Origin of the sequence: Pseudomonas sp. S30, from assembly GCF_016518545.1 — a bacterium.
Classification (GTDB): Bacteria; Pseudomonadota; Gammaproteobacteria; order Pseudomonadales; family Pseudomonadaceae; genus Aquipseudomonas.
In genome coordinates this window covers 26,971-47,389 of sequence record NZ_JACVTO010000019.1, presented here as the reverse complement: position 1 = coordinate 47,389, position 20,419 = coordinate 26,971, and the positions used below count along the sequence as shown (strand labels likewise).

At 65.9% G+C, this 20,419-nt stretch carries 20 protein-coding genes; 8 read left to right on the top strand and 12 right to left on the bottom strand.

The genetic code is table 11. The features are described 5' to 3' along the window. Positions 1–98: 98 nt before the first annotated feature. Positions 99–1,829 (top strand): dipeptidase, encoded by a 1,731-nt coding sequence (locus IAE34_RS19290; protein WP_200140543.1) that lies wholly within the window; start codon positions 99–101, stop codon positions 1,827–1,829. A gap of 150 nt (positions 1,830–1,979) precedes the next feature. Continuing rightward, complete coding sequence (locus tag IAE34_RS19285) at positions 1,980–2,417, top strand: CBS domain-containing protein (protein ID WP_200140542.1); 438 nt, start codon at positions 1,980–1,982, stop codon at positions 2,415–2,417. Between the two features lie 19 nt (positions 2,418–2,436). On the opposite strand, the gene IAE34_RS19280 is transcribed toward IAE34_RS19285, so the two are convergent. From IAE34_RS19280 to IAE34_RS19270, 3 genes are all read right to left on the bottom strand, one after another. Then, entirely contained in the window at positions 2,437–2,679 is a 243-nt protein-coding gene (locus IAE34_RS19280) for a DUF2789 domain-containing protein (protein ID WP_200140541.1), read from the bottom strand. A gap of 121 nt (positions 2,680–2,800) precedes the next feature. Continuing rightward, the gene (locus IAE34_RS19275) at positions 2,801–3,433 is read right to left on the bottom strand and encodes a LysE family transporter (RefSeq protein ID WP_200140540.1); all 633 of its coding nucleotides are present in this window, start codon (positions 3,431–3,433) and stop codon (positions 2,801–2,803) included. Positions 3,434–3,531: 98 nt separating this feature from the next. After that, a complete protein-coding gene (locus IAE34_RS19270; protein WP_200140539.1) occupies positions 3,532–5,442 on the bottom strand; it encodes an ATP-binding cassette domain-containing protein in 1,911 nt (636 codons plus the stop codon). 70 nt (positions 5,443–5,512) lie between these two features. On the opposite strand from IAE34_RS19270, the gene IAE34_RS19265 reads away from it, so the two are divergent. Beyond that, entirely contained in the window at positions 5,513–5,995 is a 483-nt protein-coding gene (locus IAE34_RS19265) for a TIGR02444 family protein (protein ID WP_200140538.1), read from the top strand. Here IAE34_RS19265 and IAE34_RS19260 read toward each other — a convergent pair. Further along, complete coding sequence (locus IAE34_RS19260) at positions 5,971–6,915, bottom strand: AlgP family protein (protein WP_200140537.1); 945 nt, start codon at positions 6,913–6,915, stop codon at positions 5,971–5,973. The genes IAE34_RS19265 and IAE34_RS19260 overlap by 25 nt on opposite strands. A gap of 272 nt (positions 6,916–7,187) precedes the next feature. Here IAE34_RS19260 and IAE34_RS19255 point away from each other — a divergent pair, with 272 nt between their 5' ends. Beyond that, positions 7,188–7,805, top strand: a complete 618-nt coding sequence (locus IAE34_RS19255) for an FKBP-type peptidyl-prolyl cis-trans isomerase (RefSeq protein ID WP_200140587.1) — start codon at positions 7,188–7,190, stop codon at positions 7,803–7,805. Position 7,806: 1 nt separating this feature from the next. Here IAE34_RS19255 and rsd read toward each other — a convergent pair whose 3' ends face one another. The 7 genes from rsd to IAE34_RS19220 all read right to left on the bottom strand — a co-directional run bounded on the left by rsd (position 7,807) and on the right by IAE34_RS19220 (position 14,205). Continuing rightward, on the bottom strand, positions 7,807–8,280 hold the full coding sequence (gene rsd, locus IAE34_RS19250) for a sigma D regulator (RefSeq protein ID WP_200140536.1): 474 nt from the start codon (positions 8,278–8,280) through the stop codon (positions 7,807–7,809). Positions 8,281–8,489: 209 nt separating this feature from the next. Beyond that, positions 8,490–8,987: a disulfide bond formation protein B gene (locus IAE34_RS19245; RefSeq protein WP_200140535.1), complete on the bottom strand. Its 498-nt coding sequence runs from the start codon at positions 8,985–8,987 to the stop codon at positions 8,490–8,492. Positions 8,988–9,257: 270 nt separating this feature from the next. After that, complete coding sequence (locus tag IAE34_RS19240) at positions 9,258–10,496, bottom strand: heme biosynthesis protein HemY (RefSeq protein WP_200140534.1); 1,239 nt, start codon at positions 10,494–10,496, stop codon at positions 9,258–9,260. Continuing rightward, positions 10,493–11,593: a uroporphyrinogen-III C-methyltransferase gene (locus tag IAE34_RS19235; RefSeq protein ID WP_200140533.1), complete on the bottom strand. Its 1,101-nt coding sequence runs from the start codon at positions 11,591–11,593 to the stop codon at positions 10,493–10,495. The genes IAE34_RS19240 and IAE34_RS19235 overlap by 4 nt, the downstream gene beginning before the upstream one ends. Before the next feature lie 46 nt (positions 11,594–11,639). After that, positions 11,640–12,407 (bottom strand): uroporphyrinogen-III synthase, encoded by a 768-nt coding sequence (locus IAE34_RS19230; protein WP_200140532.1) that lies wholly within the window; start codon positions 12,405–12,407, stop codon positions 11,640–11,642. After that, entirely contained in the window at positions 12,404–13,345 is a 942-nt protein-coding gene (hemC, locus tag IAE34_RS19225; protein ID WP_200140531.1) for a hydroxymethylbilane synthase, read from the bottom strand. The genes IAE34_RS19230 and hemC overlap by 4 nt, the downstream gene beginning before the upstream one ends. Before the next feature lie 119 nt (positions 13,346–13,464). After that, positions 13,465–14,205 (bottom strand): LytR/AlgR family response regulator transcription factor, encoded by a 741-nt coding sequence (locus IAE34_RS19220; protein ID WP_200140530.1) that lies wholly within the window; start codon positions 14,203–14,205, stop codon positions 13,465–13,467. 308 nt (positions 14,206–14,513) lie between these two features. On the opposite strand from IAE34_RS19220, the gene argH reads away from it, so the two are divergent. Further along, on the top strand, positions 14,514–15,908 hold the full coding sequence (gene argH / locus IAE34_RS19215) for an argininosuccinate lyase (RefSeq protein WP_200140529.1): 1,395 nt from the start codon (positions 14,514–14,516) through the stop codon (positions 15,906–15,908). Positions 15,909–15,947: 39 nt separating this feature from the next. On the opposite strand, the gene IAE34_RS19210 is transcribed toward argH, so the two are convergent. Further along, entirely contained in the window at positions 15,948–16,607 is a 660-nt protein-coding gene (locus IAE34_RS19210) for a glutathione S-transferase (RefSeq protein WP_200140528.1), read from the bottom strand. A 160-nt stretch (positions 16,608–16,767) separates the two neighbouring features. Here IAE34_RS19210 and IAE34_RS19205 point away from each other — a divergent pair, with 160 nt between their 5' ends. From IAE34_RS19205 to IAE34_RS19195, 3 genes are all read left to right on the top strand, one after another. Next, on the top strand, positions 16,768–17,073 hold the full coding sequence (locus tag IAE34_RS19205) for a hypothetical protein (RefSeq protein WP_200140527.1): 306 nt from the start codon (positions 16,768–16,770) through the stop codon (positions 17,071–17,073). 45 nt (positions 17,074–17,118) lie between these two features. Beyond that, positions 17,119–17,364: a TIGR02647 family protein gene (locus IAE34_RS19200; RefSeq protein ID WP_200140526.1), complete on the top strand. Its 246-nt coding sequence runs from the start codon at positions 17,119–17,121 to the stop codon at positions 17,362–17,364. 160 nt (positions 17,365–17,524) lie between these two features. After that, positions 17,525–20,380: a class I adenylate cyclase gene (locus IAE34_RS19195; protein ID WP_200140525.1), complete on the top strand. Its 2,856-nt coding sequence runs from the start codon at positions 17,525–17,527 to the stop codon at positions 20,378–20,380. Positions 20,381–20,419: the final 39 nt, after the last annotated feature.

The following is a 20,419-nucleotide window of genomic DNA, read 5'->3' as shown; positions in this document are numbered from 1 at the left end:
AGCCCCCTCCCCTCACGGCGCTCAATGGTGGTAGCGTGGGAAGGTTCCTACAATATGAACCTCTCATTTCACCCCTTCGCGAAGGAATGCGCTCGATCATGTCCCTGCCCAAACTTCCCGCTGCCAGCCTGCTGCTGGCCAGCCTCGCCCTGCTCAGCCAGCCCGCCCAGGCCAACCTCGATCCCCAGCAGTCAGCGGTCATTCTCAAGGCCTTCGACGGCCGCCAGCCTGCCGACTTCAAGCAGTTCGTCAGCGAGCTGGCCAGCGGCGAAGCGGCCAAGGTCGATGACCTCGCCTCGACGCTTCAGGCCTTCAAGGCCGGCAAGCCGCTGAGCGCAGAGCAGCAGAACGAGATCAACCGCCTGCTGGGCCTGTACACCCGGATCAAGTACGGCAAGGCCGCCACCGAAACCCTGCGCGAACTGGTGGAGATCCCGACCTTCCAGGTCGAGGGCCTGCCCCAGCACGACAATCCCCAGTTCCACAAGATCGCCGCGAAGATCCAGGCCTTGGCCGAAGGCTTCGGCCTGACCTTCCGCAACATCGACAACCGGGTCTACGAAATCACCCTGGGCGAAGGCAAGGAAGTGGTCGGCCTGCACGCTCACGCCGACGTGGTGCAGGTCAATCCGGACAACTGGAAACTGGCCGACGGCACCCGCCTGGACCCGTTCAAGGTCACCCTGGTGGGCGACCGCATGTACGGGCGCGGCACCGAGGACGACAAGAACGGTATCGTGGTGGCGCTCTATGCGCTGAAGGTGGCCAAGGACGAGAAGCTGCCCCTGGCCCGTCAGTTCAAGCTGCTGGTGGACACCACCGAGGAAACGTCCGGCGACGCCATTCCCTACTACTTCGCCCGCAACGCCACCCCGGACTATAACCTGGCGCTGGACGGCGGTTATCCGGTGGTGATCGCCGAGAAAGGCTACGGCACGGTCATGGCCACCTTCGCCAAGCGCACAGCCGAAGGCAAGGGCGCTGAAGTGATCGACCTGACTGGCGGCCTGGCCACCAACCAGATTCCGACCACCTCGGTGGCGACCCTGGTGGGCGAGCATCCGGTCGACCTGGCCCGCCGCCTGAAGAAAGCCGGCAACGAGTACCGCAAGGCCCATGGCAAGGACTTCCAGATCGACAGCGTGGTGTCGGGCAAGAACGTGATCCTTACCGTGACCGGCGTGTCGGCCCACTCTTCGGCGCCGCAGTCCGGGGTCAACCCAGTGGCGCGGATGCTCGACTTCCTCAATGGCCTGGGCGAGCGCGTGCCCCTCAAGCACAACCAGTTCACCGATGCCGCCCGTTACGCGGCCGACAACTGGGGGCTGGATTACCTGGGAGCCAAGCTGGGCATCGGCTTCAAGGATGATTTCATGGGCCCACTGACCGCCTCTCCGACCTTCGTCGGCGTCGATGACAAGGGCCTGAAACTGGCGGTGAACCTGCGCATACCCAAAGGCAAACCGGTGCAGACGCTCAAGGACGAATTGGCCAGCAAGCTGGGCGACTGGGCACGCAACAGCCATACCTCGGTCGCCCTGGACTACACCCTGGACGAGCCGATGTATCGCAACCCCGAGGGCGAATGGGTCAAGGCCCTGCTCGACGTGGCCAGCCAGAATCTTGGCCTGCCCCACGAGTTCGGCACCTCCGCTGGCGCCACCTCGGTACACAAGCTGCCCAATGGTGTGCAGTTCGGCCTGGCGATGCCCGGTGTGAAGTACACCGGTCACAACGACAACGAGTTCAAGACCGTCGAACAGTTCATGCTGGACTTGCAGATCGTCAGCGAAATGGTCGCGCGCATCGGCCAGATGCCCACGCTCTGAAGCCCTGGCCGGGGGGCTCGCCGCCCCTCGGCTTGGCTCGCCAATGACGTTTTTCAATCGTCTCCATGCCGTTTCCTGCATTGCTCGGTGACGCCGGCTGGCTGATGCTTGAGCTTTGCCGCACAGCTCCTTTCTCCTGCCGAGGCCTTCATGAAAAACGTCGAACAGATCCTCAAGAGCAAATCCCAGCATCAGACCGTCTACACCATCGGTCCCGACGACTCGGTGCTCGATGCGCTGAAGCTGCTGGCGGAAGTGAATATCGGCGCGCTGCCGGTGGTAGAGGGCGGCGAGGTGGTGGGGATCGTCAGCGAACGCGACTATGCACGCAAGCTGGTGCTCAAAGGGCGCTCGTCAGCGGCGACACCTGTGCGCGAAATCATGAGCGCGCCGGTGGTCACCGTGGAGCCCAAGCACAATCTGGAATACTGCATGAACCTAGTGACCAACCGGCATCTGCGGCACCTGCCGGTCGTGGACAACGGCCAGTTGCTGGGCCTGCTGTCGATCGGCGACCTGGTCAAGGAAACCATCGCCGAGCAGGCCAACCTGATCCTGCAGCTGGAACAGTACATCCGCGGCGAGTGAAGTCGCCGCGGCGCGCCCCTCAGCCCTTGGGCTCGTGCAGGACCTGGTTGAGTCGGTCGATCATCACGATCCAGTCGGAGTCGGCGACGTAGCTTTCCTTGAGGAAGGCGCGCTGCCCATCGCTCCAGAACGGCGCGTCCACCAGTTTCACATCCTCGTCCAGCGGCGAGTGGGTAGTGATGAAGCGGTCGATCTCGACGGGGTCGTCATCCAGCCCCAGCTGTTTGAAGATTTCCGAGAATTCGTGAGTGGGTGCGTCCATGGTGCGTGCCTCCGGGTAGGTCCAAGGGGGGTGCCTAGCACTAGACAGCACACAGGTCCCCTCGACTCGATCCGATGCAGCGATGGCGGTGAAAAACCGCCGAGCCGCCCGGCTGGGCAGCCTACAAAGGCGCGCGGCGCAGCGTCGCTAGGAAGGTGGCGGCGCCGATGAACAGGCCGGCGAAGGTGCGGTTCAGGCGCTTCTGCTGCCGGGGCGTGCGCATCAGGCGCAGCACCCGGGCGGCGAGGCCCGTGTAGCCGGCCATCACCAGCAGGTCGACGCTGATCATGGTCGCGGTGATGGTGAGGTACTGAGGCAGCAGCGGCGCATGCGGGTCGATGAACTGCGGCAGCACCGCCAGCATGAAGATCAGCGCCTTGGGGTTGCTCACGTTGACCAGGAAACCGCGAAACACCAGGCTCAGCGGCTTGCCGATCGGGCGCACGCCGGAGGTATCGCTCATGTCCATGGGCAGCGCGCGCCATTGGCGGTAGGCCAGGTACACCAGGTAGGCGACACCAAACCACTTGATCACCTGGAACGCGGTGGCGGACGCCGCGAGAATGGCGCCGACCCCGGCGGCGATGATCGCGATCTGCACGATCAGCCCCAGCTGCAGCCCCAGCGCATTCCAGTAACCGCGCCAGAAACCGTATTGCAACCCGCTGGACATCGAGGCGATGGCCCCGGCACCCGGCGACAGGCTGATCACCCAGCACGCGGCGAAGAAGGCCAACCAGGTTTCCATGGACATCGCACACCTCACTCGAGCTATTGCTGCAAACCGCTAAGCTACGATCCCGCCGGAGAAAGAACCAGCGATTTCTGCATCACGTGCACTCCGCTACTCGCTCAGGACAGCGCTTCGAGCTCGGCCTGCATGTTCTCCAGGGTTTCCAGTGCCTGCATCCAGGCTTCTTCCAGCTCGCCCTCGCGCTGCTTGAGGCTGGTCTGACGCGCCAGCAGCTCACGCAGCTCATCCTTGCGGGCAGCTTCGTACAGCCCGGCATCGCCCAGGGCGGTTTCGATCTGGCCCAGTTGCGTGTGTACCTGCCCGAGCTCGGTTTCCAGCTTGTCGGCAGCCTTCTTGTGCGGGGCCAGTTGCTGGCGCAGGGCGGCGGCCGCCTGGCGCTGGGCCTTCTTGTCGGTCTTGTCCGGGTTGGCCGGCGCGGTGCCGACCGGTGCCGTGCGCTGGCGGTAGTCGATCAGCCAGCGGCTGTAGTCGTCCAGGTCGCCATCGAACGCCTCGACCTTGCCGTCGGCCACCAGCAGGAAATCGTCGGTGGTGCTCTTGAGCAGGTGACGGTCGTGGGACACCACCACCACGGCGCCGGCGAATTCCTGCAAGGCCATGGTCAGGGCCAGGCGCATTTCCAGGTCGAGGTGGTTGGTCGGTTCGTCGAGCAGCAGCAGGTTCGGCCGCTCCCAGGCGATCAGCGCCAAAGCCAGACGCGCCTTTTCACCGCCGGAGAAATTCACCACCGGCTCGTCGATGCGATCGCCGCGGAAATCGAAGCCGCCGAGGAAGTCGCGCAGGGTCTGCTCGCGCTCGCTCGGGGCCAGGCGCTGCAAGTGCAGCAGCGGGCTGGCCTTGTCGTCCAGCGAGTCGAGCTGGTGCTGGGCGAAGTAGCCGACGGCCAGGTTCTCGCCACGCACCAGGCGCCCGCCCAGCGGCTCCAGTTCGGCAGCCAGGTTCTTGATCAGGGTGGACTTGCCCGCGCCATTGGGGCCGAGCAGGCCGATGCGCGCGCCTGGGGTGAGTTGCAGCTTGACCTTCTCCAGGACGGTCTTGTCGCCATAGCCCAGGCGCCCGTCGGACAGGTCGAGCAGCGGGCTGGAGATCTTCTGCGATTCGCGAAAGACGAAGTCGAAGGGCGAGTCGACATGCGCCGCCGACAGCTCCTCCATGCGTTCCAGGGCCTTGATCCGGCTCTGCGCCTGACGCGCCTTGGTCGCCTGGGCCTTGAAGCGGGCGATGTACTTTTCCATGTGCGCACGCTGTGCCTGCTGCTTCTCGTAGGCTTGCTGCTGTTGCGCCAGGCGCTCGGCACGGGTGCGCTCGAACGCGCTGTAGCCGCCCTTGTACAGGTTCAGCTTGCGCTGTTCGACGTGCAGCACGTGATCGACCACCGCATCGAGGAAGTCGCGGTCGTGGGAGATCAGCAGCAGGGTGCCGGGGTAGCCCTTGAGCCAGTCTTCGAGCCAGAGGATGGCATCGAGGTCCAGGTGGTTGGTGGGCTCGTCGAGCAGCAGCAGGTCGGACGGGCACATCAGCGCCTGAGCCAGGTTCAGGCGCATGCGCCAGCCGCCGGAAAAGTCGCCGACGCGCCGGTCCATCTGCTCGCTGGTGAACCCCAGGCCGGCGAGCAGCTTGCGCGCGCGGGCGTCGGCGGTGTAGCCATCGGCGCTGTCCAGCTCACTGTGCAGGCGCGCCAGCGCGGTGCCGTCGTGGGCCTGCTCGGCGACCGCCAGATCCGCCTGCACCTTGCGCAGGCGCAGGTCGCCGTCGAGCACATAGTCCACCGCCAGGCGGTCGAGCGTATCGACCTCCTGGCGCATGTGGGCGATGCGCCAGTCGGCAGGGATCTGGCAGTCGCCGGCATCGGGCGACAGCTCGCCGCGCAGCAAGGCGAACAGGCTGGATTTGCCGGCACCGTTGGCGCCGATGAGGCCGGCCTTGTGACCGGTGTGCAGGGTCATCTCGGCGCCTTCTAGCAAGCGCTGCGGACCACGCTGTAAAGTGAGGTTGGATAGTCTGATCATGATGGTCGCGGAGTCTATCAGCTTCCGAGAGGCCCACACAGGGCGCTCGATCACTGGCGCGAGTGGAATCATGCACACCGATCTATGGGACCATGCCCTTGGCCTTTATGCGCGGCCGGGCGTCGAGCACGCGTGTCTCGCCTTGCAGGCGCTGGGCGGGGATGTCTGCCTGTTGCTGTGCGGCACCTGGCTGCAGGCCCGCAGGGTGGTACCGGATGCCATGCGGGTGCAGGCACTGCGCGACATCAGCCTGTCGTGGCAGCGGGATGTGCTGTCACCATTGCGCGCGCTGCGCCAGGCCTGGCGCGAAGCGGCACGGGAAGACGCGCAGTTGGCAACCCTGCGTGAACAGGTCAAGGCACTGGAACTGGACGCCGAGCGGACCCTGCTGGGACGCTTGCAGGCACTGGCGAGCGAATGGCCGGCTGGCCCTGACGGACAGGCCGGCGATTGGCTGAACTGGCTGGCACCGACGCCAGCCATCGACCACGGCGCACTGGAGCAATTGCGCGCCGCAGCCGTAGGGCTTCAAGCCTCCGCGGAGGAGGACTGAGCGGTGGCGTTGCCTGCAGTGCCGGAGGTAGTCGAAGCGGTAGCGGCATTCGACGCAGTGCCTTCGGCAGGCTTGGCGGCAGCAGGCTTGGCCGCGGCTTTCGCAGCAGCAGGCCTGGAAGCGGTGGCCTTGGTCGCGGCGGGCTTGGCGGCAGTCGACTTGGCCACTGCGGGTTTGGCAGCGACGCCCTTGGCGGCGGCAGGCTTGGTCGACGCTTGGGCGGCGGCCGGTTTGGCTGCGACTGGTTTGGCCGCAGCGGTCTTCGCGGCGGGCGCCTTGGCAGCCGGTTTGGCTGCAGCAGTCTTCACAGCGGGCGCCTTGGCAGCCGGTTTGGCCGCTGCAGTCTTCGCAGCAGGCGCCTTGGCAGCCGGTTTGGCTGCAGCGGTCTTCGCAGCGGGCGCCTTGGCAGCCGGTTTGGCTGCAGCGGCCTTCGCAGCAGGCGCCTTGGCAGCCGGTTTGGCCGCAGTGGCCTTCGCAGCCGGTTTGGCCGTAGCGGTCTTCGCAGCAGGCGCCTTGGCAGCACGCTGGTCCAGAGCCTTGCCAGCCGCCTCGCGCACCTTGCCCACACCCTGGGCCAGCTTCAGGCTTTCCTGTGCATCGCGCTTGAGTTGCTGAATGTAGGTACGGGTCTGGGTCTGGCGATCCTTCAGCGAATCGAGCAGTTTTTCCAGGTCACCCACGGCGCCCTGGGCCTTGCCCTGGGCTTTGGCTTTGCCAGCCTGCGCCGCGCTCTGCAACTTCAGGCGCGAATCGTGCAGTTTCTCCTGCGCTTTGCCGCGCTGTTTTTCCAACTTCGCGAGCAGTTTCTCCGCATCCGCCAGCGCTTGCGAGCAAGCCTCTTCCAGATGTTCGAGCAGGCTACCGGAAAGTTGCTGGAGCAGGTGCAGCGGCGTACTAACGGGCTTCTTCTTGGCCGACATGGCTTACCTCCTGGCTGACGAGAGTGCGGCTCATACTATGCTTCTGCTGCTGATGCCGCTAGGCCATGTTGACAGTATTGTCGACGCCGCGTTGCATGGCTGGGCCCTCTTTGGAACTTGCAGCAACGAGTGCCTCTGAGGTTCACTCGCCGGATCGATGATATTGGCATCGGTCCACTTATCAAGACTGTTCCACTTCGCCTTCACTGCCGCAGGAGTTGCACGTGCACTGTCTTCCACTCTTGATCCTGAGTCTGTTGGCCGCCCCGGTCATGGCTGCCACGCCACCGCCACCGGCCAGTGATCAGGACCTGGCCTATAGCCTTGGCGCGAGCCTGGGCGAGCGCCTGCACCAGGAAATGCCCGACCTGCAGCTCGAAGCGCTCATCGAAGGGCTGCGCCAGGCCTACCTGGGCCAACCGCCGCGCATCGACAAGACGCGCATGCAGGCCATCGTCCAGCAACACGAAGCGCAGGCTGAAGCCGATGCCCTCCAGGCCTCCACCGACCGACAACGGGCGGCCGAGCAACGCTTCCTGGCCAGCGAGCGCGGGCGCACCGGCACTCGCGAACTGGCCGATGGCGTGTTGTACAGCGAACTGGCCGCTGGCAACGGTACGCAACCCAAGGCCGGTCAACAGGTGCAGGTCCGCTATGTGGGGAGGTTGCCCGACGGTTCGGTCTTCGATCAGAGCCAGCAGCCGCAGTGGTTCGGCCTGAACTCGGTGATCGCCGGCTGGCAGGTGGCGCTGACGCAGATGAAGGTGGGCGCCAAATGGCGCGTGGTGATTCCGTCGGCCCAAGCCTACGGAGCCGATGGGGCAGGCGACCTGATCGCACCCTATACCCCACTGGTCTTTGAAATCGAGTTGCTGGCCGTGCGTTCCTGAATCAGGCCTGCACTGCCGCTTCATCGACCTTGTGCGCGGTGTGCAGCACTTCGATCAGGCAGTCTTCCAGTTCGAAACGCTCGCGCAGCAGGCCACCCAGCTTGCCGAGCTTTTCGGCGAATCGCTCGGGGTCGGTGCATTCGCCCTTTTCGCACTTGTCATTGAAGGCCAGCGCGATCTGCGTGCTGTCGTCGATTCGCGGGTTGATGCGAGTGGCCAGCTCCAGGCCCCGGGTATCGCCAAAGGCCTTGGCCTCGCTGACCAGTTGCTCGCTCACTTCGAAATGCCAGGCCGAGACGTAGTCGACCAGGATCGCGCAGAAGTCGCGGCTCTTGTCCTTGTCGGCGAACGCCGGCCTGGCATCGCGCAGTGCGCGAAACGCCTGCACCAGCTCCTGACGGTCCTCGAGCCAACGGTCGATCAGCTTGTGGACCCCTCCCCATCGTTCCTGGGCGTTCTGGCAACTTTCGAGCATGGCAGTCTCTTCCCTAGCGGGGCAGATGCCGCTGCACCGGGCGCCTCAAGCGGGCGATATGACGGTGACATCAGCAGTAGGCATCCAACCGTGTATTTTCGGTAGGCGTGCAGGGGAGATTATTCCCGCGCGTGCTGACCATCAAGGTACGCAGTGGACTAAGTTCATACAAGTGTTCGATGCCACTGATGGCGAACCGCTGGTCGCCCTCACTTCCTGGCATCACGTAGCCTGCCCGCCAGGAGATAGCCACCCGGCAATGCCGACAGCAGCACAAAGGCCAGCAGGCTCCACTCCGGCAGCGTAAGGTCGAGAAAACTCCAGCTGATCGACATGCACTCGGGGCTTCCGACCAGTTGGCGTGCCAGTGCTGCGGCCCAGGAACCTTGCAGGGCGTGCTCGGCGGGCTCTGGGGAAGGCGCCAGCCAGGCGCCTTGCAACCAGACATGCCGGGCAGCCAGTGCCAGCCCGCACAGGGCCACCAGTACCAGCGCTCCCGCATACAGACGCGCCCCTCGCCTCCCCGGCACCTGCAGAAGGGCACCCAGGCAGAGAGCCGCATAGGCGCCGAGCGACAGGCGCTGGCTCAGGCACAGCGGGCATGGCACCAGCCCGAGCCAGTGCTCGAGGACGAATGCCGCCGCCAGCGCCGACAGGGCACCGAGCAAGCCGAAGATGAACAATGGGCGCGAGCGAGCCTGCGACATGAGCGGTGCGAATCCCGGAGCGTTTGTAGTGGTTTGAAACGGTAGAGGAAAGACGAGCGCTGTTTCAAGTTGCTACAGGGGGGAGAACTCGCTCATTGAGAGGGAATAATTTCTGATGTCGAGTAGGACAATTCCAGGTTTTGGGCAAAACGAAGAAATATCTTATCAATGCAGATGACAAAGCCCAGGGATCGGCACCCCACGGGTTCGATCACCCAGCGACGGACGCAACCACCGAGTGCGCTCAGCGGTTGCACCGTCAACAGCGCCTCAGGCCTGCACAGCCTGGGGCAGCGGTAGCGCCAGCAGGCGTTCGTCGAGCAGTCCCAGGCCTTCCTGGAATAGCTGGTTGCTGCGCTCGGTTTCGCCCAGCCCGGCCAGCAGACGCGCCAGTTCGGCACAGGTCTCCGGATTGCGCTGCATGCGCAGGCTGCTCTCGAAATAGTCGCGCGCCTTGCCCCACAGACTGTTCTGCTGACTCAGCCGCCCCAGGGTCAGCAACAGGCTTGGATCCTGCGGATGGTCCTTGAGCCAACCCTCGGCCGTCTGCAACTGGCGCAGGGGATCCTCGCCGCGCACCAGGCCATACAGGCGCGCCAGATGGCTCTCGTACTGGCGTTTCAGCGCGCTGCGCAGCACCTGCTCGGCCTCCCCCTCGGCACCGACCTGGCGCAACTGCTCGGCATAGGCCAGCACCAGGCGCGGCTCATGGCGCTGGGCGGAGGTCAGTTGCTGCCAGGCACGTTCCAGGGATTGGCGTGCAGTCTGTGCGTCTTCGCCGCGGGTCGCGGCCAGTCCCAGGTTCTGTCCCCAGGCGCGCTGCTCCAGCTCGGCCAGCTCGGGCGGCGCGAGCACCTTGCCCTTGCGCAGATCCGGCAGCAGCCGAATCAGGGCCGGCCAATCGCCGCGCTCACGGTACAGACGCTGCAACAGACGCAGCACCTGCACGTTGTGGGGATGGCGCTCGTGCATCACCAGCAGGGTATCCAGCGCTCCATCGCTGTCGCCACGGTCCATCTGCAATTGCGCATGGGTCAGGGCGATCGCCAGCTCGGCCTGGGGCTGGCGCTCCAGCGCGCGCTCGAGCAGGTTGTCGCTCTCTTCGCTGCGGCCCTGCTCGTTGGCCGCGCGGGCGGCACCGAGGTAATACAGCAAGGGTTGCCGCTCGGCCTCGGCCGCGCGGTGCAGGTGACGCTGGGCACTGGCCCAGCGCCCCTCGGCCAGGTCCAGTTGCCCCTGCTCGATGGCGACGCGCACGCGCCGGCTGCGGTTACGCCGCGACCAGGGATTGACCACGCCACTGGACGTCAGCACCAACCCCACCAGCCAGCGCAGCAGCAGCAGCGCCAGCACCAGGACCAGCAACGCTGCCAGCGCTGCCCACAGGCCAGACTGATAGCGGAATCCACCGTAGGCGATCAGCACGTAGCCACTGTGCTTGGCGATGGCGACGCCCAGTGCCGCGGCGACGGCGATCGCCACTACAGCCAGCAGGTAGACGCGCTTCATGGCTTGGCCTCCTCACCATCGACCGGCAGGTGCCGACGCTGGATGTAGGCCTGCACCGCCGCCAGGCTTTCGGCCAGGTCCGGCACTTTCACCGACACCGGCTGCTCGGCCAGGGCGTTCAGACCTTCGAGCATGGCTTTGCTCTGCGGATTGTCGGCATTGAAGTTGGCCAGCAACACGCTGCGCGCCTCGTCCAATGCCCGGGTATAGACCGCCTGCTGGCCATTGAGCGCGGCCCACTGCGCCTGCTCCAGGGTCAGGCTCAGGGCCAGGCGCACCTGGTTGAGCGACTGGCCGGCCAGCAAGGGGCGCACGTTCTGATCGGCGTTGAAGTCGATCTGGAAGTACTTGGAGATTTCCGTCCACCAGCGTGACAGCCGGGTGCTGAAGTCGCCCTCCTCGGCCAACGCATGGACGGCGTTCGCCTGGCTGTCGAACTCCGGCGTGAGCGCGTTCAGTTGCTGCACCTGCTCACGTTGGGCGGCCAGCTTGAGGAACAGGCCGGTGCGGTCAGGTTGCTCGATGCTGTCCAGCACGGTCAGGCTGCGCGCCAGCTGTTCCCGCGCAGCGAAGGCGCCCGGATCGCTCTGCTCGCGCAGGATCTGATCAGCACCCTCGACCAGCGCCCTGGCACTGGCGATGTCCTGTAGCGCCGACAGGCGCAGGGTGGCCAGGCGCAGCAGGTGCTCGGCCTCGGCCAGGCGCCACTCCTTGCGACTTTCCCCCAGCACGGTTTCCAGACGCTGGCTCAGCCGCTGCTGATCGCCCTGCAATTGCGCCACCAGACGGCGACGATCTTCCAGCTCGCTGGCCGCCGGCAGGCCGGCCACCTGCGAGCCGAGCTGCTGCTGGCGCTGCTGCAACGCCTCGGCACGCTGGTTCAGCGCTTCGAGGTGCTCACCTTGGCCCTGTTCATTGCCTTGCAACTGATGCACCTGCCAGGCACCCCAGCCGCCGACGCCCAGGCCGGCCGCGCCGATCAGCAGCGCCAGCACGGCGACACCGTTGCCGGCACGCCGGGCTGGCCGCTCGACCGGTGTGTGCGGCGCGTCGGGCGCCGATGCGTGTTCGTTGTTGGACAAGACAGTCTCGCTCACGTATCCATCCTTTGCATGGGGGCGCCCTGCCCAGTGCCCGGGCGCCTTATGGGGCAGGTGCAGCGCTGCGCTGCACGGCTGCCAGCAGGGCCGTGGCGCTGGCGCCACGGCAATCCACAACCTGTCGGGCGCCTGCCGCCCTGGCCTGCTCGGCGACCCGCGGGCTCGGCACGAACAGGGGCATCGCTGCCAGCTGCGGCCAGTGCGCGCCGGCGAGCGAGCGAAGGTGTTCGAAACCCTGCCCACTGCTGACCACCAGGCCGTTCAGGCGTTCCGCTTCGATCCGTTGCAACAGGCTGCCGGGCGGGTAGTGCGGCAGGCAGCGCTCATACAGTTCCAGATAATCGACACTAGCACCTCGCTCGCCAAGACGCTCGGCAAGCAGTTCACGACCTCCCTTGCCACGGACGATGAGGACACGTGGCGTAGGAAGCGCGATAGCCTCGCGCAGGACTGATACACCTAGCAAGGCTTCGCTGTCATCACCTGCTGTAGGGAAACTCACCTGTAGCCCCGCGTGCTGAAGCACCCGTGCCGTCGCTTCCCCGACCGTGAACCAGCCGTGCCGAGGGGCGGCGAGCTGCAGTTCGCCCAGCCGCTGCAGCAACAGACGCGCCGCCGGCTTGCTGACCACGATGATCGCCTGATAGCCCGCGATGTCGCCCAGCCGCTGCAGCGCGACCTCGGTCACGGCCAGGGGGACGATCGACAGCAACGGCAGGCTGCTGCTGAACACCCCGGCATCGCCCAGCACCTGGGCGAGCGCCGCGCACTCCTCGGCAGGCCGAGTGAGCAGCAGGCGCCAGTGTTTCACGGATGACCGGCCTCGCCGTAGACCTGCTCCAGGATCGCCCCGGCTCCCTTGGCCAGCAGTGCCTCGGCCACCTGCACGCCCAGGTGCTCGGCGTGCGCACGGGGAGCCCGGGCCTCGGCCGTGAGCAAGGCACCGCCATCGGGCTGACCGACCAGCCCGCGCAACCACAATTGGTCGTCCTCGAGCACCGCATAGCAGGCGATCGGCACCTGGCAGCCACCGTTGAGGCGTTTGTTCATGGCGCGCTCGGCCCTGACCCGGTCGGCCGTATCGGCATGATCGAGCGGGGTCAGCAGCGCATGGATCTCATGATCGGCGCTGCGGCATTCGATGCCCACGGCGCCCTGGCCCCCTGCCGGCAGGCTGTCTTCGATGCCGATGCTGGAGGTGATGCGACCCTCGAAGCCCAGGCGCAGCAAGCCAGCGGCGGCCAGGATGATCGCGTCGTACTCGCCGGCATCGAGCTTGGCCAGGCGGGTGTTGACGTTGCCGCGCAGAAAGCGGATCTGCAGGTCAGGGCGACGCGCCAGCAGCTGGGCCTGGCGGCGCAGGCTGGAGGTGCCCACGACGCTGCCCGGCGGCAGTGCCTCGAGACTGGCGAAGGTATTGGAAACGAAGGCATCGCGCGGGTCCTCGCGCTCGCAGATGCAGTACAGGCCCAGGCCTTCGGGGAAGTCCATGGGCACATCCTTCATCGAATGCACGGCGATGTCGGCCTCATGGTCGAGCAAGGCGGTTTCCAGCTCCTTGACGAACAGCCCCTTGCCACCGATTTTCGCCAGCGGCGAATCCAGCAGCTTGTCGCCACGGCTCACCATGGGCACCAAGGTCACCACCAGGCCTGGGTGAGCCTGTTCCAGGCGAGCTTTGACGTATTCGGCCTGCCACAGGGCCAAGGCACTTTTTCGGGTGGCAATGCGAATTTCGCGAGTGGACATCTGACGCACCGAAGCGGGGAAATGCTGTCGATGATAACAGCTTGGCCGCGGTGCCTAGCAGATCCAGATCATCGCAAGGCCTGGCCATCCCTGGCTGCGGCCGGTACGCGGGAGGGTGCTCAGCGCTCTTGCATCATCTTGCGGATGCCGGCCACGTGCCGACGGCTGATGGTCAGCGGGTCACCGTCGTAACCCTTGAGAAACAGCTGGAAGTGCCCCAGTGGGTTGCGCTGCAAGCGCTCCATGCGTTCGCGGGCCACCAGCGCGTTGCGATGGATGCGCACGAAACGATCACCGAACTCGTGCTCCAGCGACTTGAGCGGCTCGTCCAGCAGCACCTCGCCCGACTCGTGACGCAGGGTGACGTACTTCTGGTCGGCGGTGAAGTAGACCACCTGGCTCAGTGGGATCAGCTCGATGCCTTTGCGCGTGCGCGCACTGATGTGGCTGCGCGGACCACCGCCCGCTTCCACGGCAGGCCGGGTAAGCGCGGCCAACTGGGCGCGATTGGGTTTCTCCGCCCGACGCAAGGCCTCGCGCAGCGCCTGGGGTTCCGGTGCCCGGCCGATATGGCTCAGGGTGCTATGGCCGAACGCTTCCAGTTCATCGTCGTCCAGGCAGAACACCACCGCCGGTGGCGTCTCGCGCTCGCACAGACGGCCCGCCACCTGGAGGCCATCCAGGCCTGGCATGCGCGTGTCGAGCAGCACGACGTCCGGCTTGTGGCTGTCGATCAGTGCCAGGGCTTCCTCGCCATTGGTGGCACTGGGTTCCAGCACCTTGTAGCCTTCCAGCTCGCCAAGCAGGCGGCTCAGGCGTTCACGTGCCTGGGGTTCATCGTCAACGATCAGGACATTCATAATTGCGCTGGATTCCTGAGTAAGTCTCGCAAGGTGGAAGTGCGTGACAGGAGTCGGTGGACCGTGGTCGCGGTCACGCTAAAGACCCATGCGAAGGCCAAAGATTCACTGGACCGGCACAAACGCTGCCAGCCCTCTGTGCAACTGTAGACGGTCCGTGGAACGCTGCCGTTCAATCGCTGAATATCCTGAAGCGCCCTTCACGTACCGCATAACGGCCATCGCGGCGACCGTCGTCCAGCGAAGGGCCGCCCAACCCTGCTATGATCGGCACCCCTTTTTCATTCACGCCTTCAATGAGTGGATCCATGAGCACCGACAAGACCAACCAGTCCTGGGGCGGCCGCTTCAGCGAGCCCGTCGACGCTTTCGTCGCCCGCTTCACCGCCTCGGTCGATTTCGACAAGCGCCTGTATCGTCATGACATCATGGGTTCCATCGCCCACGCCAGCATGCTGGCGCAGGTCGGCGTGCTGACCGAGGCCGAGCGCGACGCGATCATCGAAGGGCTGAACACCATCCAGGGCGAAATCGAGGCCGGCCAGTTCGACTGGCGCGTCGACCTGGAAGACGTGCACATGAACATCGAGGCGCGCCTCACCGACCGCATTGGCGTGATCGGCAAGAAACTGCACACCGGCCGTAGCCGCAACGATCAGGTGGCCACCGATATCCGCCTGTGGCTGCGCGATGAGATCGACCTGATCCTGGACGAGATCACCCGCCTGCAGCAGGGGCTGCTGGAGCAGGCCGAGCGCGAAGCCGAGACCATCATGCCCGGCTTCACCCACCTGCAGACGGCCCAGCCGGTCACCTTCGGGCATCACCTGCTGGCCTGGTTCGAAATGCTCAGCCGCGATCACGAGCGTCTGGTCGACTGCCGCAAGCGTGCCAACCGCATGCCCCTTGGCAGCGCCGCGCTGGCCGGCACCACCTACCCGATCGACCGCGAGCTGACCTGCAAGCTGCTGGGCTTCGAAGCGGTGTCCGGCAACTCGCTGGACGGCGTGTCCGACCGCGACTTCGCCATCGAATTCTGCGCTGCCGCCAGCGTGGCGATGATGCACCTGTCGCGCTTCTCCGAAGAGCTGGTGCTGTGGACCAGCGCCCAGTTCCAGTTCATCGACCTGCCCGACCGCTTCTGCACCGGCAGCTCGATCATGCCGCAGAAGAAGAACCCGGACGTGCCCGAGCTGGTGCGCGGCAAGACCGGCCGGGTGTTCGGCGCGCTGACCGGCCTGCTGACCCTGATGAAGGGCCAGCCGCTGGCCTACAACAAGGACAACCAGGAAGACAAGGAGCCGCTGTTCGACGCCGCCGACACTCTGCGCGACTCGCTGCGCGCCTTCGCCGACATGATCCCGGCGATCAAGCCACGCCATGCGATCATGCGCGAGGCGGCGCTGCGCGGCTTCTCCACCGCCACCGACCTGGCCGATTACCTGGTGCGCCGCGGCCTGCCTTTCCGTGACTGCCACGAGATCGTTGGCCATGCGGTGAAGTACGGCGTGGACTCGGGCAAGGACCTGGCCGAGATGAGCCTGGAAGAACTGCGTCGTTTCAGCGACCAGATCGAGCAGGACGTCTTCGCGGTACTCACCCTGGAAGGCTCGGTGAACGCCCGCGACCACATCGGCGGTACGGCACCGGCCCAGGTGCGCGCTGCGGTAGCCCGCGGCAGGGCCTTGCTCGCGGCACGCTAAGCGGCGGGCAGGCGGGGCCGGCCAGCGGCCCCGTTCGACTCAGCGCTTGTTCCTGATCATTTCCTGGAACGCCGGCATGGCCGCGTTCTTGTCGGCGGCGATCTTCACCACGTGCGCATTGCCCTGCAGTTGCGCGAGCAGGGCCGCCGCCTGGGGGAAGTCGGCGAGGAAATCGATGCCAAGCACTTTCTTGCCCACCGCACAGGCCAGGTCCACCGAGAAGCAGAACATCAGGTCTGCCAGGGTCATGCGCTCCCCCGCCACGTACGGGGCGAACGCGCCATTGCGCTTGAGCGTGGCGAAGCCGGCCAGCAGGTCGGCGCGCGCCTTTTCCTTGACCAGCGGCTCCACCGCTTGGCCGAAGAATGCCTCGGCATAGCAGGTCCGGGCCGGCAGCTCGATGTACAGCTCGATCTCCTTGAGCAGCTCGCGCACCTTGGCGCAGGCGAACGGCTCGCGCGGCAGCAGGGGGTGCTCGGGGTGGGTCTGCTCGATGTAGTCGAGAATCACGCTGGTCTCGCTGATAAAGCCATGCTCGGTCTCCAGCACCGGCACCTTGCCGCGCGGGCTGACCGCCAGCACCTGCGGGGTCTGCCCGGAAACGAACAGGACCTCTTCGAACGGCACGCCTTTTTCCATCAGGGCCAGCTTGACCATGTTGTAGTAGTTGCTGACCGCGAATCCGTAAAGCTTGAGCATGGGATGACAGCCTCCAGGCCGTGTGAGGGGATGGCCCGGCTGTTATAGCCGTACTCGCCCGCACTGACCAGCATCATCGGGCCGGTCGATGACCGGACATTGCCCGTGCAGGCGTGTCACACTGTGCGCCCCGTTCACCAGAGCCCACAGGAGCAGCGCCATGAGCGAACCCACCGACCTCGACAACGACGACGAAGACTTCGCCGAAGCGACCCTGACCCAGGCCATCGAGAACCAGATCGAAAGCGGCAATCCACCGGCTGCCAAGGCCACCTACAACAAGCTGAGCCTGGTGGGCTACGCTCGCGAGGACATCCTCAACCTCATGGCCCACGTGCTGGCCATCGAGATCGACGCACTGCTCGGCGAAGATCGCGCATTCGATACCCAGTGGTACGAAGACGCCCTGCGCGCCCTGCCGGAGCTGCCACCTGAGGCAAATCAAGGCGACGACGAACAAGTCTGACTACACTCCTGACTTCCATCCTCGTCTGGAAGTCAGGAGTCGCCCATGTCCTTCACCCCCGATCTGATCGCCGAACTGGAAGTGCTCGCCCTGTTCAACCTGGACAGCAGCCAGGAAGGCATCAAGATTCACGCCAACGCTTCGCCCTCGCTCATCGCCGCCGCCCGACGCCTTCACGACAAGCAGCTCACCGACCAGCCGGATGGCGGTTACCTGACCAGCCTCGGCCACGATGCGGTCGAGAGCGTGCAACTGCTGCTGAACATCCTCAAGGCCCCGCAGCCAGCCTGAAAATGGCCTGGCTCCTTCATGCCCCATCGTGAAGGAGCCCCACCCCGCTACAGCCCGCGCGCCGACGCCAGCGCAATGACGCCAATTCCACGCCAGCAGCCTTAACCATTGCCGTGGCTCAGGTTACACTCGCCGGCGCACACCGACGCCCGAGCCCGTCATGCACCCGCCCCACGAAATCCGCCCCGACCTGGACCAAGGTATCGACCGCAAGGTGCTCGCGACCCTGCGCAAACGTTTCCTGCACGTCAATCAGGGTCGTCTGGCGCGGGCCCTGGAGGGCCTGTCCGGCCGTCAGCAGGGGGTGCTCAAGCTCCTGCCCCTGCTCCTGCACGTCAACCATCCGCTGCTGCCGGGCTATGTCTCGGGCACCACCCCTGCGGGCGTGGCCGGCTTCGAACCAGACGCCGACGTGCTCGCCGAGGCGCAGCGCCTGGCGCGCGCCTTCGCCTGCAAGGCGCGCACGGCCAGCGCGCCGCAGCCGATCCACGGGCTGTTTCTGATGGGTAGCCTGGGCACCCTGGCCCAGGCCGAGCAGAGCGACATGGACCTGTGGGTCTGTCATGCGCCGGACCTGGCCGATGAGGCCCTGGGCGAGTTGCGCCGCAAGTGCCAGCTGATCGAAGCCTGGGCGCGAACCCAGGGCAGCGAGGCGCATCTGTTTCTGATCGAGCCGCAGCGCTTCGCCCAGGGCGAGCGCGACGGCGTGCTCGGTTCCGATGACTGCGGCACCACTCAGCATTATCTGCTGCTCGACGAGTTCTACCGCACGGCGATCTGGCTGGCCGGGCGCACACCCCTCTGGTGGCTGGTGCCGATCTACGAAGAGTGCAACTACCGGGACTACACCCGCACCCTGCTGGCCAAGCGCTTCATCGCCGCCCAGGGCCAGCTGGACCTGGGCCATCTGGCGCAGATCCCGGCCCGCGAGTTCATCGGTGCAGGGCTGTGGCAACTGTTCAAGGCCATCGACTCGCCCTACAAGTCGCTGCTCAAGCTGCTGCTGACCGAGGTCTATGCCAGCGAGCACCCGCAGGTGCGCTGCCTGAGCCTGGATTACAAACGGGCGATATTCGCCAACTGCCTGGACCTGGACCAGCTGGACCCCTACGTGATGGTCTACCGGCGCATCGAGCACTACCTGCAACAGCGTGGCGAACAGACCCGCCTGGAGCGGGTGCGGCGCAGCCTGTACCTGAAGGTGAACGGCAAGCTCAGCCGCACCACGCGTGACGGCTGGCGGCAGCGCCTGCTCGCCGGCCTGGTGCAGGAATGGGGGTGGACCGAGCGGCAGTTGGCCCTGCTCGACGCCCGCAGCGAGTGGAAAGTCCGCCAGGTCGCGCTGGAGCGTCGCGAGCTGGTGGCCGAACTGACCTTCAGCTACCGCTTCATCAGCCGCTTCGCCCGCGACCTGGGGGGCGGCAGCCGGGCCGAGCAGCGCGACCTCAACGTACTCGGTCGCCGCCTGCACGCCGCCTTCGAGCGCCGCGCCGGGAAGATCGAAGCGATCAACCCCGGCATCGCGCCGGATATCGCCGAAGATACCCTCACCCTGGTCCAGTCAGCCAATCGCAAGGAGCCTGGCACCTTCCTGTGGGCCTTGTACACAGGCAATCTGGCCGTGCATGAGTGGGAACAGTTCACCCCGATCAAGCGCTGCCGCGAGCTGGTCGAGCTGCTGGCCTGGGCGCACCGCAATGGCGTGATCGACACCACTACCCGCCTGGCCTTGCACCCAGGTGTCAGCGACCTGAGCGAGTTCGAGCTGTTCAACCTGCTGGGCAGCCTGCAGCAGAGCCTGCCCCTGCCGCTGCCGAACCCCAGCGACATCGACCTCCTGCAACCGAGCGTGGCCGATGAAGTATTGCTGCTGGTGAACGTCGGCCTGGATCCGCTGCGCCAGCACCGCGACCTGAACATCCTCATGACCACCGAGCGCACCGATTCGCTGAGCTACGCCGGCGTGCGCGACAACCTGGTGCTGACCCTCGATCAGGTGACCCTCAACAGCTGGAACGAAGTGCTGGTACAGCGCTATGACGGCGAACACGCGCTGATGCGCTGCCTGCGCGACTTTCTCGGCAGCCGCAGCCGCCGCGCCCCGCGTCCGCGCCTGAGCGTGCGGTGTTTCTGCCACAACCGCGCCCAGGCCATCGCCCAGCGGGTCGAGGCGCTGTTCGACACGGCCCAGGGCCTGCTGGAACAGGACCTGGGGCACCGCTACTTGCTGCAGGTGGCCCATCACACCCATGTGCTCGAGTTCGCCCCGGACCAGGTCTGCCTGACCACCCTGGAGCAGCACGAGGCGGTGCTCGCCTACCTCGGCCAGGAACGCCATCGCTACAGCCCGTTGCACCTGGACCCTGGGGCCCTCACCGATCATGACCTGGCGCTGGTACTGGCCGAGGGACGCCCAGGGTGCATCCAGGTGTTTTATCGCCTGCACGAAAGCCGGGCCGACCTCTATGTCCTCGATGAACACGACGCGCTGTGGCAGCAGCAGGTGCCAGGGCAGGACGAAAGCCATCTGCTGCTGCCTTTGCAGCGCTTTTTCGACGCCTTGGCCACGCGTCGCAAGGCTCGTTTGCCGGTCGATGGCCAGCAGCAGGCGGAGCTGGAGGTACGCTATCAGCAACTGCTGCCCGACGGGCCGGGCAAGGCACGCAGCCTGGAGCCACGCCCGGCCCCGGCGGTCGACCAGGCTCAGCCCGGCTACGAGGTGCAGGCCATCGTCCAGGCCGATGCGGCCCAGGGCAGCCATGTCACCCTGTATTGCGACCAACTGGAGTTCTCTGAGCTGGAGTACGGGGATCAGCTGTATGCCGTGGTCGCCCGGCAGATCGTCGAACAGCGCCGCAGCGCCGGTCACTACCGCTGCTACCTGACAGACCTGGATCTCTCGGGCCCCGATGGCGAGCGGCCGAGCTCGACCATCACCCTGCTGCAGCACAAGACGGCACTGGAAATGGCGCTCAACGACGGCCTGCAATCGCATCAGCGTACGATCCAGCCCTGACCCTGCACCGGTTCCCGCTGCAGCCTCCGCGCCTGGCCA

What these genes read in the sequence shown, in the direction of transcription:
- IAE34_RS19290 (WP_200140543.1), top strand. Translation starts at nt 99, where the DNA reads ATGTCCCTGCCCAAACTTCCCGCTGCCAGCCTGCTGCTGGCCAGCCTC.
- IAE34_RS19245 (WP_200140535.1), bottom strand. Translation starts at nt 8,987, where the DNA reads ATGTCGCAGGCTCGCTCGCGCCCATTGTTCATCTTCGGCTTGCTCGGT.
- IAE34_RS19210 (WP_200140528.1), bottom strand. Translation starts at nt 16,607, where the DNA reads ATGCTCAAGCTTTACGGATTCGCGGTCAGCAACTACTACAACATGGTC.
- IAE34_RS19265 (WP_200140538.1), top strand. Translation starts at nt 5,513, where the DNA reads ATGCACACCGATCTATGGGACCATGCCCTTGGCCTTTATGCGCGGCCG.
- hemC (WP_200140531.1), bottom strand. Translation starts at nt 13,345, where the DNA reads ATGTCCACTCGCGAAATTCGCATTGCCACCCGAAAAAGTGCCTTGGCC.
- IAE34_RS19220 (WP_200140530.1), bottom strand. Translation starts at nt 14,205, where the DNA reads ATGAATGTCCTGATCGTTGACGATGAACCCCAGGCACGTGAACGCCTG.
- IAE34_RS19260 (WP_200140537.1), bottom strand. Translation starts at nt 6,915, where the DNA reads ATGTCGGCCAAGAAGAAGCCCGTTAGTACGCCGCTGCACCTGCTCCAG.
- IAE34_RS19200 (WP_200140526.1), top strand. Translation starts at nt 17,119, where the DNA reads ATGTCCTTCACCCCCGATCTGATCGCCGAACTGGAAGTGCTCGCCCTG.
- IAE34_RS19205 (WP_200140527.1), top strand. Translation starts at nt 16,768, where the DNA reads ATGAGCGAACCCACCGACCTCGACAACGACGACGAAGACTTCGCCGAA.
- IAE34_RS19280 (WP_200140541.1), bottom strand. Translation starts at nt 2,679, where the DNA reads ATGGACGCACCCACTCACGAATTCTCGGAAATCTTCAAACAGCTGGGG.
- rsd (WP_200140536.1), bottom strand. Translation starts at nt 8,280, where the DNA reads ATGCTCGAAAGTTGCCAGAACGCCCAGGAACGATGGGGAGGGGTCCAC.
- IAE34_RS19195 (WP_200140525.1), top strand. Translation starts at nt 17,525, where the DNA reads ATGCACCCGCCCCACGAAATCCGCCCCGACCTGGACCAAGGTATCGAC.
- IAE34_RS19285 (WP_200140542.1), top strand. Translation starts at nt 1,980, where the DNA reads ATGAAAAACGTCGAACAGATCCTCAAGAGCAAATCCCAGCATCAGACC.
- IAE34_RS19270 (WP_200140539.1), bottom strand. Translation starts at nt 5,442, where the DNA reads ATGATCAGACTATCCAACCTCACTTTACAGCGTGGTCCGCAGCGCTTG.
- IAE34_RS19255 (WP_200140587.1), top strand. Translation starts at nt 7,188, where the DNA reads ATGGCTGCCACGCCACCGCCACCGGCCAGTGATCAGGACCTGGCCTAT.
- argH (WP_200140529.1), top strand. Translation starts at nt 14,514, where the DNA reads ATGAGCACCGACAAGACCAACCAGTCCTGGGGCGGCCGCTTCAGCGAG.
- IAE34_RS19240 (WP_200140534.1), bottom strand. Translation starts at nt 10,496, where the DNA reads ATGAAGCGCGTCTACCTGCTGGCTGTAGTGGCGATCGCCGTCGCCGCG.
- IAE34_RS19275 (WP_200140540.1), bottom strand. Translation starts at nt 3,433, where the DNA reads ATGTCCATGGAAACCTGGTTGGCCTTCTTCGCCGCGTGCTGGGTGATC.